Raw genomic sequence first — 16801 nt, forward strand, 5'->3', positions numbered from 1 at the left:
AAAGCCATGAATAATAAGAAATTGCTGCTGCTACTCAACTTCGGTATAGTAATGCTATTCGCATGCCGTAAATCGGAATTTTTAGATAAAAAACCATCATCAAGTATCAGCACACCGGTCACTTTAACCGATTTTCAATATATATTGGATAATACCGTTGTCATGAATGTGACCGGCGGATTAGGCCAACTTTCCGCAGATGAATATGTTCTGAGCGATGCAGATTGGTCAACAGGTTCTGCAACCGAGCGTAATGCTTACATATGGTCTAAGGACCCTTACGGTGGCGACGTTGGAATCGCTGACTGGAATAAACTCTATACGGAGGTCTTTTACTGCAATAGTGTACTGGACAAACTAGCAAAATCCGACAGCATCAACACTGCTCAAGGGCAATTTATCAAAGGCTGGGCGCTGTTTGACAGGGCCTACTGCAATTATGATCTTATCCGCAACTTTTGTAAGGCATACAATAATTCCACTGCAAGCAGCGACCTTGGAATTCCATTAAGATTGACTTCAGGAATCGATAAGCTGCAGCAGCGGGCTACTTTAGAACAGTCATTCAGCCAAGTATTCACCGATCTTGCCGCTGCCGTAAACTCACTACCGTCCGCCCGGCCATCAAATAATTTGAACAGGCCATTCAAAACGGCCGTATATGCGTTGCTGGCACGCATTTTTTTGGACATGAGAAATTATCAAATGGCTGAAACCAATGTTGATCTTGCACTAAATTCTTATAACACGTTAATTGATTACAATACGGTCGACCAAAATCAGTCAACTCCTTTTTCAACGACAAACGATGAGTTAATTTTTAATACCAGTCAAGTTGTAGCTTATGGTGATTTCACACCGGTTGGTGACTTTCCTGGGATTGCAAAAATACCTCCGACCCTGATAAATTTATATTCTTCAAATGACCTTCGGCTGTCGATTTTTTTCGGGAAATTCCCCGACAATACTTACTACAAAAAAGCGGGCTACAATGGTGTTAATGGATATCCTTTCACTGGTTTAGCCACAGATGAATTGTATCTGATAAAATCAGAATGCCTTGCGCGCGAGGGCCAGGCCAGTCAGGCGATGGATATGCTCAACAAATTACTTATCAATCGCTTCAAAACTGGAACGTTTGTCCCTTTGGCCTCAACTTCAGCAAGTGATGCTCTCAACAAAGTAATGTTAGAGAGGCAAAAAGAACTGATTTGGAGAGAAACAAGATGGGCCGACTTGAAAAGGCTGAACGTTGACGGTGCGAATATTACATTGACCCGTACCGTTAATGGCCAAATTTATTCCCTTCCGGCTAATGATAATCGATGGGTATTTCCTATACCAGCTGATGAAATCGCTATATCCGGTATTCAACAAAATCCCCGCTAGCTAATTGAAAATCCAATCGTATGAAAACTAGTAAAACAATAAAAAGGCAAATTTGGCTTGTCTTTTTACTAACAATGGCCTTATCAGCAAAAGCTCACCAAAATGAATCTCAGTCGTTTGCAACCCTATCCATTATAATAAAAGACCAAGTTCAAAATCGTCTTAAATTTATTGAAGCAACCATCGAAAAAAGTGATGTAAATAGCAGCTTAACTCCGACAACAACACTACGTTTTGAAATTAACAGGCAATTAAATTACTTCAAAATCCCCTTACCGGCACAGTTAAGTTATGTTCGTCTCCTGGGCTTAGATGATAAAAATCAACCAGTCCCGCAACTTGAATATAGCCGTAACTTATTTCTTGTAGCAGATAAGGATTCCTTAAAATTTGAATTTTCCAATTCCAGTAATGATTTGAAATTTAAAGGAAAAGATGCCGCTAAGTATACTTGCGAGTACCGTCTAAATTGTAATGATGGCATCAACAATAAATCGTTTAATTATTATTCGAACTTAAAACAATATGATGCTGCATTTGAATCTTTAATTGTCCAACGGGATTCACTTAACAGACTACATTCCGCCGTAATCAATCATTACGCTGAATATTTAGATCCTGTGGAACTTAAGGTATTAGAAACCGATTGTATGGCGAACAATAATAAAATGATTTTGGGATTTCCCTATTCAGCTTTTGCCAATCATTTGGAGGAACAATACCCTGCTGCATTGCGCTTTTACAATAAACATTTCGGACAAAGGGAGGCTGAGTCTGAAAATATATCAATATTACTCTGCTCTTATGAATTTGGTGATTACCTGCTTTTCAAGGAAAGGACCGGCGTGATTGCAGCGAACGCAAAAACAGGCGAAAGCTTTTTTAAAGATTTTAAATTTTCATTTATGAATAGTGTTATCAATAGAGATTTCGCCTCCGGTTCGCTAAAAGATAAACTTAAACTACTTGCATTTTGGGATGTTGATCAACACCAGGATGATTATATAAATTTCTTAGATGAGGCTATACAAGGAGCTAAACCCGGATCATTTAAAAATTCAATGGTTGCGATCAAGAAACTAAAGGGTTTTGGTGCTCAAATCAAGGGGTTTCAATTTTTAGATCAAAATGGACAATTGGTAGACTTAAAATCTATAAGCGGAAAATTGATTGTACTTGATTTTTGGTTTAGCGGATGTCACGGTTGCTTACAAATGGCAGAAAAGCTGAAATCAATAATGAAAAAGTACAAAGATAATCCTGAGGTGCTATTTGCATCGTTAAGCATAGATAGGAGTAGAGAAGTTTGGATACATAGTCTGAAATCAGAGCTATACAGTTCCCCGGATGAACTGAACCTATTGGAGGGAAAAAATGGGCAATCTCAGTTTATCAGAGCCTATAACATACAGGAATATCCAACCCTATTTCTGATTTCAAAAAAGGGGACACTAATTAGCGCAAACCCGCCTGATCCGCGAATAGATGAAAATGCATTTTTAAAAATGATTGACAACAATTTATAAAAACGAGGCCAAGAATTTCTTGGCCTCGTTTTACCTTTTACGGGTGGTATTGGGCGTTAGAGGCGCTTGCATCAGGTTCTATCCAATCATTAGCCAGGTAGGTGTCAATCTCTGACTTAGTATAAGAACCTTGGTTCGGAATGTTTGCCTTTCCGTCGGCAGTAACATCGTAAACGCACAACCGGTCGGAAGTTCCTTTGCAATCCGAAAAGTTAGGTGTGGATGCTAACTGCGCAAAGCTGTCCAAAGTCGGTTGATTCAAAAAATTAGCGGTGATACTCAATTTTGCACCTTTTGGCACAAAAAATTTGGGACCTGTTGGGACTTTACTTGCACTAGTAAAAGCGCTAAAACCCAGTGCTAATGCGCCTACCATCAGGCCAAAAGCGATTTGTTTGAAATTTTTCATGATACTTGTTTTTTTAAAGATTTACTAAAGTTTAATAGCCAGAGCGCTATAATAGTCAGTATTATAAATGCGAGATTGAACCATATATGCTGCATCCAGCTTAATTTTTCGATAGCGCCGCCACAATGACAAGGAAGTTTTGGCTCCCAGATCATCGCACAGATAATGTAGACCGTGAACGCTGTCATCGTCGTCATAAATGAAATCAAACCTATTTTCACGGTATTGGGAATGATCAGTAGAATGGAGATCAGTATCTCAATAGCGGGCACGAGGTAAGAGATTACCATCGCATAGCCACTAACCAAATGTACCTTGGTCAAACCCTTATAAAATCGGTCATGATCGGCTAATTTGGCATAGGCAGTATAAATAAATAGGAAAAGGCATAGATACTTTACTATCGAAATGATCAGTTCCTTTTTATTTGAAGTTAGGTATGAGTTTATGGTTAAGGTTAATGAATTCATAATCTATTGGCTTTGCTGTTAATAACTGGTAAAATCCATTACCTGCGGGTGCGTAACCCGCGAAATCTTGTTCCGTTTTTCTTTGTCACAGAAGTTCCTTTCTTTTTGTATTACCCAGGGGCCGGTAAGCGGTAAGTTTTTGGGTTTACAGATCAAAGGAACGATGAAATGAAAAGCAGAAACAGTTAGAAATGGGTGGTTACTAAAAACGCATTCTTTTACAAAGAGAGATCAGTATAACCGTCAATCTCTGCTGTTATTAAAGGATAGCAGTTGGGAAAATTTATCGATAAGCGTCATATTAATTACCACCCCTTACCACCCCTGGTTGTAATGCATCACCCAGCCTTCGCGGGAATTTCCTTTCGAATAATTTCCTCTATGTCTGCCTTTATTGAAAAATAATTGGCGGTTAAAGTTTCATTATCAATTTTTCTGATAGCCGGTATAGGCTTGTAATTATCAGCCTCGATCTTTAAAGCATCGTGATCATTGATAATTGAGTTGTGAAATACTTTAAGATCAATTTTTTCATCTGGGTTATCGGCTACCAAGCCCACAAACTCACCGGACGAAAGGGTTGAAATTTTGGAGGCCGGTATCGCGAAATCTAATTGCGTGGATTTACTGATTGAAGTATCCTGGCTGTTGATAGAAACGCTTTGACGCTCCTGCATAATTTTGCCAAATCGCTCACTCAACTGTTTAGCCGTGTCACCAGTTACCTGCCCCGAGATAATGTTACCGACAATATTCATAATTACCTCAGCTTGTTCCCGCCCATAGTCTTTCTTTAACTGACTATAATCTTGCACTGCTAAAGTGGTAGCTACCTTATTGCTACGGGCTGTTGCGATCAGGCTGTCGATGTTGTTGAAATATATCGTTGGAAACTCATCGAATATTAGATTGCTTTTTAGCTTGTTCTTTTGATTGACCAGCTTAATCCCTCTCGAAATATACAGGCTTAATACCGCGCCATAAACCTGCTGCTTTAACGGATTATTACCCAGACAAATAATTTTTGGCTCTTCCGGATTGTTCAAATCAAGTGAGAAATCATTCCCGCTAAGCACGTAATATAATGCAGGTGATACCAGTCTGGCCATACTAATTTTAGCACTGGCAATTTGCCCTTCCAATTGGTCGTAGGCTTCATTCTTCCATGCAGATATAAAGGGATTGATTAACACCTCAATTTCAGGCTCCTTTTGTAATAATGCAAAGAGGTTTTCATAATCCACCTGCGCTAATTCAATTGCGTGAGGTAGCGTGCAATACTTACCGTTCTCATACTTTTTCAGGAACCAGAATAAGGCGGTAACAAAGTTGATCGGTGATTCCACAAAAAAGTCCCCCTGTTTTTTTTTCCACTCGCGGTTCAGGCCTAACATAAAAGTTCGTGAAGATTCCATGGCATCTGTGATGTCTTCCATTCGGTCGGGATCAAGCGGATTGCACCGATGTTTAATATTATCAAAATCGATGAACCAAATACTTGGCTTTTTTTTATAGTTGCCCGCATATTTTAACAAAGCATTATAAGCGATAATAGAAAGGTCATCAAATTTGAAATCATATATGAGCATGCTAAAACCCTTTTTAATATGCTGGGTAATTATATGCCTTATTACAAAGTAAGATTTACCCGCACCAGGTGTGCCTAATATTAGTGATCCTCTGAATGGGTTAATTACATTTATCCAACTGTCTCGTCTTTTGCCTTTATAATTATATTGCGCTGGAAGATTAATTGAATATTCGTTTTCCAATTTTCGCTCTTCCTGGGGGAAGGTTTCATTTTCCGCATTAAAAATATCCGTAGTCAATTTGAGACGAATGATGCGGAACATCTTACTTACCCCTGCCAGGAACAATAAAAAACCTATAGAGGTTAATGAGAGATATAAACCCGCTATGGTCAACAAGGCAAGTTTCCAATGCAACAAAATTCCTGAAAAGAAATAGATACCTAACCCAATACCCGCATAGATGATGTTTTTGGCCCATTTAACTTTTTCATCTTTTTTACCTTTGGTGCCGATAAGGGATACGATCAGAAGTAACAGGGCCACCGATTTGGTCAGCAAACCATTTCCGAAGAATGATAGCTTAAAAATATTCACCAGTATATGATCGGTAACTTTATGTGTTAAATGCAATTCCCGAAATGCTGCATAGCAGCTAAAATAAAAATGTAGCATTAAAATCACGACGGCTAAGAACCTGGTAAAGTCGGTGATTTTCCTGAGCGCTTGTTCGTTCTCTCCTGTTTGCATAGCTGTAATTTTTAGAGCCTGAGCTTTTTGCGTTTTTTCTTCTTTTTCTTTTCAAACAGATTTTGTGAATTCGACTGGTCTACCGGATTTAGTAAATCGCCCAACAAGTCAAAGCTGGTTGATGTTAATTCTTGCTTGTTGGTTTGGCCTCCTGCAGCAACCTGGCTCAACATAGCGGTATCTATTTCCGCCTGCGGTTTCCGGTTAGTTTTAAAAGTGCTTTCTATGGCAGCTGCACTATAACCTTTTTCAAGATCACTGCCGTTAAACACCACTTTATTTTGGTGGTCAATAAATGTTAACCCGTAAATCCGACCTTCCGGATTTTTGCGAATGAGTAATTCAATATTGTCGCCAGCGAGGTGCTGTTTAAGGCACTGGTGGCTTGTCGATTTTGCGAGTGCCTTATCAATTGATTTACTAATTGCCCCTTTAAATGGCTTCCGTAGAAATTCATTTAACTTGAATCGTTCATTTAATAATTTCAAAGTTGGTTTTTTATAAAGCGAACTGGCTTTGAGGGGAATGCCTGTTTTGACGCCATTCTCATCCAAAGCCCAATATCTTAATCCACCTTGATTGAACATTACTGTTTCTTTTGGCCCTCTGTCGGCCATGACATTGTAACCTGCTAACACTGCATTAAATTCCGGAAGGCTGGTAAACTTATAGGCTTGTGCAACATGATTTACAATGTTGGTCATTGCTCTTTTGGTGTCAATCATACCATAGATCAGAGGTTTTATTTGCTGAATGTTTTGCGATGCTTTCAGTTGTTCTTCCGCTTTCACCAGGCCAAACTCTAATTCAATTGCTTTCCTCGCAGGTTCTGATTTAAGTTTGCCTATATTGTGCAGGCTGATTCTTGTACCATCAGCATCTACATTGGTGGTTAGTATGTGGATATGGTTATGACCAGCGTCAAAATGCTGATAAACCAAAAACGGTTGTTGCCCAAAGCCGATCCTATCCATATAACTCTCAGAAATCTGGCAAAGTGTTTCCGGGGTAAGGTTCTCACTCAGATCAAAATTCAGCGATAAATGGACGGTGTTTGTTTTTGTTCTGAAATTACGCGATGCTAAGTCAGTTAATCTGAAAAGCTTTTCGTCAAAAGATAAATGACCTGGCTCGTTCGGATATAATTGCGCCATGATCAGTTTAGCCTTACCCGCTTTGACCTTTCGCTCATTATAATGTAATGCGCCGATCAAGCTTTTTCCGCTTTCAATTTTTGCGACCATAACTGTGAATAATTAGCTATCCTGTCTTTGATCTCGGAAACCTTCGGATTGAGTTTACCATTAATTAGCTGAAGCAAAACTTCCCAAAGCCGGTCATCAGTATCACCACGTGCACTGTTGATATTCCTAACAGCTTGATTAAGGTTATTACCGACCGCATTAAGTTCCCTGCGTAAAAGCATTAATTCCTCAAGTACCTCATCCATGGATTTATCGCGGGTAATTATCGTTACGGGTTTGCCTAACAATAGCGTCCGGGCATATTCACTTAAACAATGGAAAGTGGTTTTCTTGTACCGCTTTTCCAGCAGTTCCTGCTCCGTGGGTTTCAGTCTAATCTTGATCCATTTGGACCTGTTTTCTTCAGCCTCTGCCATGATATTAATTATCAGATCAAACCGACTTCGGAGTGTGTGATCACTATTTCCCTGACGACTTTGGAGGAAGGCAAGATTCGTTTGTGGTACAAACGTACATCTTGCTAACTGCAAAAAGACAGCAGTTTAATTCCTTGCCAGGTCAAATGATCTGGTGATGTCCATAATGACGGATGATGATTTAATTCTCTATTTCTGTTGACGTCTTTAAGTTGATATTGAGGAAGGATTGCAATGCCAGGATATTAATATCCTTTAATGAAAGATCATGATCAATGCCATATCCTTTCATTTGCTTAAGAAGACTTTTAGGTATCCAAACATTTAGTTGGGCCTCGGCTTCTTTAGGTTCTTCAACACTCTTAACCGGGTGTACTTCTTGAATTGGCGTTTTAGGAGGATCTTTTTTTAGCTTGTCAGCCAGCCCCCCTAGTTTCTTCTTATAATCTTCCATTGCACCTTAATCATATGTTTATGTAATCCTGCAATTATGTAATTACAAAAAACTGTAGTTCTATATTTATGCACTTATGTACTCTACTACTTCTTCCGCAAGCGATGTAAATTCCTCCTTGGCTTTTTGATCGGCACCTGTTAAAATTCCCGCCGTTATCGCGCTCCGGGTAATGCTTACACGATCGTGCACCATCGTTTTTAATACAGGTGTTCCCATATCCTTTAAAAGTCCGGCAACATCTTTAGTAACCCCGGAACGGTGTTTTATCATATTCAGAGCGATGCCTGCTTTTAAACTTGGCTTTTTAGCCTGAGCAAACCTGATTAACGCCAAGGTTGACCGGATAGCCATAACATCAAAAAAACCTGCCTTAGTTGGAACTAACACAAAATCTGAAAGCAAGAAAAAATCGGTGAGCCGGTTTGATAAATAGGGTGGGGTATCAATGATAATAAGGTCGAAATCCATTTTCTGAATATCACTAACCTTTTCAGCTGTTAAAACTGTCAAATCCGGAAAGTCTTCCCTTGCATGATATAAACTACCCTGCAAATCCGAATCTACTAATGCTACGTTTAATTGGTCTTTAAAACATAGTGCCAGGTTTAATGCTATGGTGCTTTTTCCTACACCTCCCTTTTGATGCGCAATGGTGATGATCTTTGCCATAATTACATAATTCTAAAAGTTTGTAAATACATAATTCTTCAATTCTGTAATTGTAGAATTACATAGCAAAGGTGAGATTATCACTACCTTTAGTTCTCCGAGTTCGTCCGACTCGGATACCATTTTTCTGTAAATTTTAAAAAGTTAACAATACCACAGTAGTTCGATGGAAACACATAAGGAAATTGGAGATGAAGGTGAAGCTTATGTAATGAAACTTGCCTATGGTACGTACCTGAAGTACTGGTGTTATCCTAACCCTAAGGATGAAAATGGGGACTATAAAGAAATATGCGATCTTCTTATCCTCTTTAGAAATACTGCAATCATCATCTCTGTAAAAAATCACCACTATGATGGTGATTATGATAAGTATCAGAAAAAGGTAATTGAAAAATCTACCAAGCAATTAAATGGAGCCTACAGGAAACTTTTTGAAAACGGAAAAGAGGTTTATATTAAACATCCCGACCGGGAATTGGAAAAGTTTGATCCCCTGCGCTACCAACATATATTCAGGATTACAATTAATGTCGGTGAACAATTTGAAAAATACAATTTGTCCGACTACGTTGAGGGAAAAGGATTTATCAACATATTTGATAAAGATACATTTGAAGTAATAATCAACGAACTGGATACTATTAATGATTTAACCGATTATCTGATCAAGAGAGAGAGATTATTGTCGAGTGAAATTAAGTTAAGTGACCAATGCCGAGAAAAAGATCTGTTGGCGTTATTCGTTACTAATGCCCGCGAGTTTCCAGAATTTGTCAATTCTACCGAAGAGCCTGAAAATTCAACCTGTGTTGGTGCATGGGAGAAATACATATTAAGTGAAGCTTATGAATATAAAAAGGACAATGATGGGTCAAGTTATTTCATTGACCAAATGGTAGCCAAAGAAGTTCTCAAACTACGAGATGGCGAAAGTTTAGCAAGAGAATTGATGAATACCTCCAGGTTCGAGCGAAGACAACTGGCCAATAATATTTTTTCACTCATTAAGAAATATCAAAACACTTCAAAAGATATCCTTGTAAGGAGATATCATGTTCATAATGATATCGGTCACTTGGTAATTTATTACAGTCCTGATTTGCCAGAAAAGAGTGTTGATGAGATTGTAAAACTCGCAGCGGAGATTTATGCATATAAATATGGAGAGAAAGATGTTGTGGTTATAGCAGTCACGGACAAGTTAAAACAGTACAAATTCGGCTTGTTTAAAAAACATGAAGGCCCCATTGCTCCAGAGGCAATGGAATGGTTGAATGCTATGATTGCAAAGTTCGGATGGTTCCAAAATGAACAAAGAATTGAACAACACGATTCCGAGTTTCCTAAATAGATTTGGCTGCTACGATTTTTGACCTACAATTAGGCGAATGCATAATTATGTAAACCTGTAATTCCATAGTCATGTATTTATGTAATTACAAAAATCTACAGTTTTATTGTCCAAAGAGTCCAATTAAGGATGTTATAGCCTCTGGCGATGGGTTTGCCTTAATAGCCGCTGCAACATTTGCAAGATCCAATTCGGTATCAATCAAATCCCATTTTTCATTTGGTGTCCACGTAATCTCTGACCAAATCGGCCTTCCTGCTCCATAAACCTTAATATCATTGCCTTTAAAACCTTCAACCAGAATAGGATCAAAATTTGTTATTCGATATACCTCAAATGCATCTATAACATTGGTATCATGGTGCCCGATGACCGCCAATACCTGGCCAGCGTCCTCGCCGTTTGCTTTTTTATATAGGTTGTAAATCATAAAATAAAGGTAGATTTTATGACCGAAAGTTCGGGTCAAATTCGTATATTTGAATTAACAAAAGTTCTTTATATCAATTGAAAACCCCTCAAAGTTAACTCGTGACCTCCACGGTGACTAATAGGTTTCTTAAAATATAAATGCCTGTAATATAAAGCATTACTGGAATGGTCACGGTCCCGTCCATTCCGCTAAAAGCCTTAACTTGAAAAAGTTGAGGCTTTTTTGCGTTTAAAGCTTTTTTCGTTTTACAATTTGCATAAATTAAAAAGGTTTGTATATTTGCAACCCCAAACGGAGGAGTGGTAGTTCAGCTGGTTAGAATACATGCCTGTCACGCATGGGGTCGCGGGTTCGAGTCCCGTCCATTCCGCTAAAAATGATAAAAAGCCTGTAAGTTATTGACTTACAGGCTTTTTTTATTTTCATTAGACGAAACTCGAACCTAACTCCCAAATTCTATCAAATACACTCAAATAAGCACGTTTTAGACCGAAATTGGCTTTGGTCGCGATATTGAACCTGTCCGAAAAGGTTACCAAAAAGGTTACCATTTTGTTGTGTCGATTTAAGGTGTTGAACTACAGTATTGTATGCTCCATGATTAGCATGATACTGAAAGGCCTAACGGAAGTGCCCGCTAAACTTACCCCAATGCTTATAATGAGTGAAATTAAATTTGCCTTGTTCGATTGCATTTTATTCATCACTTTTTATACACTGGCCGTTATCAATCGTAAAAACTTTCAGCAGCATGGCGCATTTATGATAGCCACCGGCCTCATCTTCATTAATCCGAGCCTTGCCAAGGCTACTGTTTTTTATGACGCACCTGCCCTTCCCGGTTGCAGAAATAACTGCCGTTATACTGATAGACCTTTGCGTACTTTCGCTGCTACTTTATTTCAGGCAAAAAAAGCTAAGTACCAAACCTTACGGGTTTGTGCTATTGGCTTTTATATTTTGCCAGGTGATTACCACCAGCATCATGATCTGGGGACCTGTACCGGTGTAGGGTAAAGAAGAGAAATCCAGGGAGTAACAATTCCGGTTGCACATAGCCTTGCCATTGCCTTAGAGAACAATCGCGCATTTATGTTAATAAATATCTCAAAAAAACCAATCGTCAGCTTGATTTTGATGCCTTGACGAATCAAGAAAGATTCAATTACACTCAACAAAAAACTCTGCTTTCCATTTCTGAAAACAGAGTTACAAAAAGTTCTGTTGAATTTACCAACTAAGCTTTTTCGTAGTATTTTGAAAACAGCTCGGGATTTTTGATCCCATAATCTTTTATATCTGTTGTTAGTGTTACCCAGTCGTTTACAGTATACTCCTTACTCCCGGTTTTCCTTTCGCCAATAAAACGAAATCTTACATGATCGCCAGACTCAATACCTTCAAAACTTGGGGCATCAGGCTTAATATTAAATTTAATACGATAACCATTCACCACTTCCACTACCGCGCTTTTCCATTTTCCATTCGGATATTTGGTTATTGAAGTGATTTGCCCGTCGGTAAAACGAACCTTGTTAGCTTCAAACAAGAAAGGCACTTTTGGAATTTGATCAGCTTCTGCAAGCTGGAATATTTTTTCACCATTAAAAACAATTGTAGCGGGCTGTATTTGCACAGGCTCTCCCTGGCCCATGGCAGCCGTAAACACTTTAACATTCAGTACATCGCCAATCTTAAATTTATTTTGCAGCTGTTTTTCCTGACCATAACTGGTACGCATATAAAAGACATAGCCATTATTTTCGAGTTTAATACAGCTTCCGTTTCCGGCAAGGCCAAAAGTGCCAAACCCAACTACTTTGTATGGCAGCTCTTTGCCCATTACACGTTCAGTTTGCTCGGCCTTTTGTTTATACTCATCAGTTTGTCTAAAATTCTCCGCCTTCTTCTGCGCTTTTTCGTACTCAAGCTCTTGCTGTTGCGTACGTTTTATCTTCTGCCTAAACTTAACGGTATCCTGGGCAAAGAAAAAATAGTTGTCAAACCCCGACAGATCCACGCCGAACTCAGGCTGAGGTCCATGAAGTGTAGAACCGGTGCCAAAAGTAGTCTGCTTTTGGTCTCTAATCATTTGCTCAAGTTTATTTACATCTGCTTCAGAATATATCTTTTTACCAAACACCAGGGCCGGCTTCTCATTCAGGGCAAGCTGCGAGCTCATGCTCCCGCCTCCCGGCATCTTGAAAAACACCTCATCATATTCGCTGCCGTCGTCATTTTTCAACCTTAGTCTTGAATAAAACTTCCCATTGGGAATGGCCGCTATTTCAAGCAGGTTTGCCTTTTCGATCGGTGTCATGGTTAAAATTATCCGCCTTTTAGTAAGAATCGCTACTACACCATCCTTTGCCTTTTCTCCATACTTGTCAACTCCAGATTTGCTTATACTTGATGACGAGATACATCTGCCGCTAATGGTGTAAAGGATATCATCTTTATACTCTTTTTCATCAATAATAACAAGCGGATGCGGGCCAAGCAAACGCAGGTCGCCAACGGCACTTACACGCTTGTCCTTTTCATCGGTTTTGCCTTTTACGTTTGCAAAAGCCAGGCAGCTTACTATTGCCAGTGGCAATAGCAGCACATAAATGATCTTTTTCATATTAGAAGAGGGTTGGTTAAATAACATGGCGATGCGCTTTTTAAGCGGGGCTTTACTAAAGCTATTATACAAAACATGGTTAGCGGATATCGACAACCGAAGTAACAGACTGGCATATATATTCTTACCGGCGTCATTCGCAGCAATACGGTCAACTTCAAACTCGTGATTTTCCTCAATAGAGCGAATGTAGCAGTACACAAAAGGATTAAACCAAAGTACTACCTGTGCAATCCGGGCTACCATCCTGTCGGCCGAGTGCATTAACCTGACATGCAGCAGCTCGTGAGCCAACACCTGTCTTACCTCTTCAGGCCCAAGCTCGTCATCGTTCAAAAACACCACGTTGGCAAATGAACTGTTGGTGAGGCTGTCTGCGCTTTTTATCACCTTAATATGCCCAATTTGTAAAAGTTGCTGCCCTTTACTGCGACGCCAAAAAACAACGAGAGTAACTAACAGGTGCAGGAAAAAGATAACCGCCGCCACATAATAAACATTGGTAAACAGATATATCCAATTAAACGGTGCCGCCTCTGCTACTGTAGGAGTTATTGCTTGTACTTGCAGAGGCTGCTCCATATAATATTGGTAAATTACAGGTTGCCTGATCACCATTTGCGGCACCGAGCTTACAGGAATGGTAATTAATGGAATACCAAAACTCGCCATAAGCGTAAGCAGCAGATACCAGCGGTTAAGGCTGAAAAAGGTAAGCCTACGCAAACAAGCAAAATAGAACAGATAAAAAACGGCTGTACAGGCCGACACCTGCAGCAAATACGTCAGCATGCTCATGGTTGTTGGTTTTTATTTATAATATCCTGGATTTTTTTGATATCATCGGCACTAAGATTTTCTTCTTTGGCCATAAAAGACAGCAAGCTACTTGATGAGTTATCAAAGTAACCCGCCAACATTTTTTTGAATGACACTTTACGGTATTCTGATTTTGATATCAATGCAAAGTACTCGTAGGTTTTGCCGTAGGCCTTGTAACCCACGTAGGCTTTTTTTTCCAATAACCTGACAACAGATGATATGGTATTGTAAGGTGGTTTTGGATCGTCGGGCAGGGCGTCGATAATATCTTTCACAAAAGCTGCCTTTAGCTTCCATATCACCTGCATAACCCGCTCTTCTGTCTTAGTTAATTCTTCCATAACCAAACATAAAACTAATTTTTTAGTTTTACAACTGTTTTTTCAGTTTTACAATTTATTTTTCAGTTTTAAATCACGATTAAGATTCTCGAATCGCTGAATAACTATAAACTACCTATGCTTTCCTATTTTGAATTTACTGTAGTCGCTTCCGCTACTTTAGTTTCTGAAATAAACGATATAAAAAAATAAAGCAAGCGCCGCGTTTATCGTGCTTGCACATTCTGCCCAAAGTGGGCTCGAATCAAGTAAAAGAAATCAGCAAGCTTTAGATGGCAGTACCCTCGTACCTGGATGGTAATTTAAGTCAATTCAAGCGTGTACATTCTACAGATTTAACCAGTTGAATTTCCTTAAAGCTTAAATCAATCTTAAATTGAAATAAAAAAGGGTTTACGAAATTTCGTAAACCCTTTTTTAAGGGTGGAGAATATCGGAGTCGAACCGATGACCTCTTGCATGCCATGCTTTTAAGTCGCCTATTTTTTACATTTTGTAGTTTCCTAAATTATTGTTAATTTGCTGACAAACAAGTTGTTGATTATTTTAATTAATATTGCTTAATTAAAATTAGACATCATTTGTTGTACCTATGTTGTACCCAAGGTAACCCCTTGCACTAACGATTGCAGTATGTCAGTTTCTAATAAAATTGTATTAAGAACGGCCAAACTATTAAACAACGGTGAATATCCGATCATGCTTAGGATAACGATCAACCGTCAAAGCCAGTTCGTCAGCATCAAAAAATCATCTACAGTTAACAACTGGGATGAAAAGGGGCAATGTGTCCTTAAATCCCATGCAGATTGCAAAACGCTCAATCCTTTGTTAAAAAATATCATGACAAAGATAGACCTTTATCTTTTGAATGCAGCTGACAGTGAAACAGTCGTCAGTTTTAATGATATTAAGGCAATCGTGCTGAAGGTCACCAATTCGAATCCGGAAATTAAGGCGGAGACGCTTTTCAAATTCTTTGAATCGGAGATCAAGCGTTTAACTGACGAGGAACGGCTGGGTTATGCGGCGACTTATAAATCCACACTTAATTGCCTTAAAAATTTTACCGGCAATAAAGACGTGCCATTTGTTAATATCACCTTGGATTTCCTCAAAAAATACGAAGTCTACCTGGTAAAAAAAGGGAATGCGACCACGACCAGGAGTGTTTATTTCAGGACTTTCCGCACGCTATTTAAAACGGCAATCAATGATAAGATTTGTCCAGAAATCCACTATCCTTTTAAAGGGTTTGCATTTGGTAAATACAATAATCCCCGCACGAAAAAAAGGGCGATATCCAAAGCCCAGATCGACCTGATCGCCGGTAAAGAGATCGATATAAAAAATGATGCCATGATCAATTCCCGCAACTATTTTATGTTCAGTTTTTATTGCAGGGGTTTAAATTTTATAGATCTGGCTAGCCTTAAATGGGAAAATATCAAGGATGGGGAAATCCAGTACACCCGCGCGAAGACCAAAGAGGACTTTCAATTCAAGTTACACCCGGAAGCCTTCAAGATACTGGAACATTATCGGGAAATGGAAGGGAATAGTGATGCCGGGTATATTTTCCCGATTCTTTATAAAAGACATAACACACCGCAGTCTGTCAAGTATCGCAAGCTAAAAGTGCTTAAAATGGTAAACACCCATATTAAAGAAATTGCGGAATCTGTTGGTATCGAAAAGACCGTTACCACATATGTAGCGCGCCACTCATATGCCACTGCTTTAAGGAGAAACGGAATTTCGAAAGAAATGATAGGGCAGTCTTTGGGTCATAATGACCTAAAGACGACTAATATCTATCTTGATGACATCGGCGATCCGGTAATGGATGAAATGATAAATAGTGCGATTTAAAATAGCGCTATTATTGTCATAAAGGAAATGTCCTACCATATAGCTAGCTTTATAGTTTCGAATATTCTACACAGCATGTAGAATATTTGCCATAAGCTCCGTACTGCCTAATTTGAGGAACTAATGCTATTATCATTAGTATTTGGCTCTGGCATAGTGATGATAATTTTACACCATGGCTATAGATAAAAACACGCGCTTAATTGATTTGACAGTTACGGATCTAATAATTATTGTAAAAGAATGCATGACCGAGTTCATGCCTGCTAATCAAACTATTAGTGACGAAGACGAAATCGGGGGGTACGAAATAGCGGAAACCATAACAGGTTATTCCCGTCAAACGCTATACCAGTTAAAATCTGCCGGAGAATTACCTTATATTGGTTTACCTGGCGGCGGCATAAGGTTTTCAAAAAAGATGTTAATAAACTGGTTACTATCCCATAAAAAGCTCACAAATCAGCAAGTGCAGGAAAAAGCAGAAACTATAAAACTTAAGCGAAAGTTGCGGAGAACAAATAGTCTTTAAT

16 protein-coding genes and 1 tRNA gene are annotated in these 16801 nt (G+C 39.0%); 7 read left to right on the forward strand and 10 right to left on the reverse strand.

Annotated features, from left to right (window positions below; translation table 11 throughout):
- Positions 1-6 precede the first annotated feature (6 nt).
- Both BMX50_RS07035 and BMX50_RS07040 read left to right on the forward strand, forming a co-directional pair.
- Positions 7-1389: a RagB/SusD family nutrient uptake outer membrane protein gene (locus BMX50_RS07035; protein WP_091209566.1), complete on the forward strand. Its 1383-nt coding sequence runs from the start codon at positions 7-9 to the stop codon at positions 1387-1389.
- A 20-nt stretch (positions 1390-1409) separates the two neighbouring features.
- Positions 1410-2915 (forward strand): TlpA family protein disulfide reductase, encoded by a 1506-nt coding sequence (locus BMX50_RS07040; protein ID WP_091209568.1) that lies wholly within the window; start codon positions 1410-1412, stop codon positions 2913-2915.
- A gap of 37 nt (positions 2916-2952) precedes the next feature.
- Here the strand turns inward: BMX50_RS07040 and BMX50_RS07045 are convergent, their stop codons facing one another.
- The 7 genes from BMX50_RS07045 to BMX50_RS07075 form a co-directional block, all read right to left on the reverse strand.
- Entirely contained in the window at positions 2953-3324 is a 372-nt protein-coding gene (locus BMX50_RS07045) for a hypothetical protein (RefSeq protein ID WP_091209570.1), read from the reverse strand.
- Positions 3321-3794, reverse strand: a complete 474-nt coding sequence (locus BMX50_RS07050) for a MauE/DoxX family redox-associated membrane protein (RefSeq protein WP_091209572.1) — start codon at positions 3792-3794, stop codon at positions 3321-3323. Before BMX50_RS07050 ends, BMX50_RS07045 begins: the two co-directional genes overlap by 4 nt.
- A gap of 338 nt (positions 3795-4132) precedes the next feature.
- Positions 4133-6073 (reverse strand): conjugal transfer protein MobC, encoded by a 1941-nt coding sequence (gene mobC, locus BMX50_RS07055; protein ID WP_091209574.1) that lies wholly within the window; start codon positions 6071-6073, stop codon positions 4133-4135.
- 11 nt (positions 6074-6084) lie between these two features.
- Complete coding sequence (locus BMX50_RS07060; protein WP_091209576.1) at positions 6085-7317, reverse strand: relaxase/mobilization nuclease domain-containing protein; 1233 nt, start codon at positions 7315-7317, stop codon at positions 6085-6087.
- Positions 7284-7694, reverse strand: a complete 411-nt coding sequence (locus tag BMX50_RS07065) for a plasmid mobilization protein (protein ID WP_091209578.1) — start codon at positions 7692-7694, stop codon at positions 7284-7286. Before BMX50_RS07065 ends, BMX50_RS07060 begins: the two co-directional genes overlap by 34 nt.
- A gap of 181 nt (positions 7695-7875) precedes the next feature.
- Entirely contained in the window at positions 7876-8148 is a 273-nt protein-coding gene (locus BMX50_RS07070; protein ID WP_091209580.1) for a hypothetical protein, read from the reverse strand.
- 66 nt (positions 8149-8214) lie between these two features.
- Positions 8215-8820 (reverse strand): ParA family protein, encoded by a 606-nt coding sequence (locus BMX50_RS07075; RefSeq protein ID WP_091209582.1) that lies wholly within the window; start codon positions 8818-8820, stop codon positions 8215-8217.
- A 166-nt stretch (positions 8821-8986) separates the two neighbouring features.
- Between BMX50_RS07075 and BMX50_RS07080 the strand changes: the two genes are divergently transcribed.
- The gene (locus tag BMX50_RS07080) at positions 8987-10174 is read left to right on the forward strand and encodes a hypothetical protein (RefSeq protein WP_091209584.1); all 1188 of its coding nucleotides are present in this window, start codon (positions 8987-8989) and stop codon (positions 10172-10174) included.
- 103 nt (positions 10175-10277) lie between these two features.
- Here BMX50_RS07080 and BMX50_RS07085 read toward each other — a convergent pair whose 3' ends face one another.
- Positions 10278-10604, reverse strand: coding sequence for a hypothetical protein (locus BMX50_RS07085; protein ID WP_091209586.1), 327 nt, complete (start codon positions 10602-10604; stop codon positions 10278-10280).
- A 299-nt stretch (positions 10605-10903) separates the two neighbouring features.
- On the opposite strand from BMX50_RS07085, the gene BMX50_RS07090 reads away from it, so the two are divergent.
- Positions 10904-10977 (forward strand) — tRNA-Asp (locus tag BMX50_RS07090).
- A gap of 290 nt (positions 10978-11267) precedes the next feature.
- Complete coding sequence (locus BMX50_RS07095; protein ID WP_143065116.1) at positions 11268-11624, forward strand: hypothetical protein; 357 nt, start codon at positions 11268-11270, stop codon at positions 11622-11624.
- A gap of 220 nt (positions 11625-11844) precedes the next feature.
- Here BMX50_RS07095 and BMX50_RS07100 read toward each other — a convergent pair whose 3' ends face one another.
- Positions 11845-14031, reverse strand: a complete 2187-nt coding sequence (locus BMX50_RS07100) for a M56 family metallopeptidase (RefSeq protein WP_091209590.1) — start codon at positions 14029-14031, stop codon at positions 11845-11847.
- Positions 14028-14396, reverse strand: coding sequence for a BlaI/MecI/CopY family transcriptional regulator (locus BMX50_RS07105; protein ID WP_091209592.1), 369 nt, complete (start codon positions 14394-14396; stop codon positions 14028-14030). The genes BMX50_RS07100 and BMX50_RS07105 overlap by 4 nt, the downstream gene beginning before the upstream one ends.
- 633 nt (positions 14397-15029) lie before the next feature.
- On the opposite strand from BMX50_RS07105, the gene BMX50_RS07110 reads away from it, so the two are divergent.
- Both BMX50_RS07110 and BMX50_RS07115 read left to right on the forward strand, forming a co-directional pair.
- On the forward strand, positions 15030-16268 hold the full coding sequence (locus tag BMX50_RS07110) for a site-specific integrase (RefSeq protein WP_091209594.1): 1239 nt from the start codon (positions 15030-15032) through the stop codon (positions 16266-16268).
- Positions 16269-16443: 175 nt separating this feature from the next.
- Positions 16444-16800 (forward strand): helix-turn-helix domain-containing protein, encoded by a 357-nt coding sequence (locus tag BMX50_RS07115; protein ID WP_091209596.1) that lies wholly within the window; start codon positions 16444-16446, stop codon positions 16798-16800.
- Position 16801: the final 1 nt, after the last annotated feature.

This window comes from Mucilaginibacter gossypiicola, from assembly GCF_900110105.1.
Classification (GTDB): Bacteria; Bacteroidota; Bacteroidia; order Sphingobacteriales; family Sphingobacteriaceae; genus Mucilaginibacter; species Mucilaginibacter gossypiicola.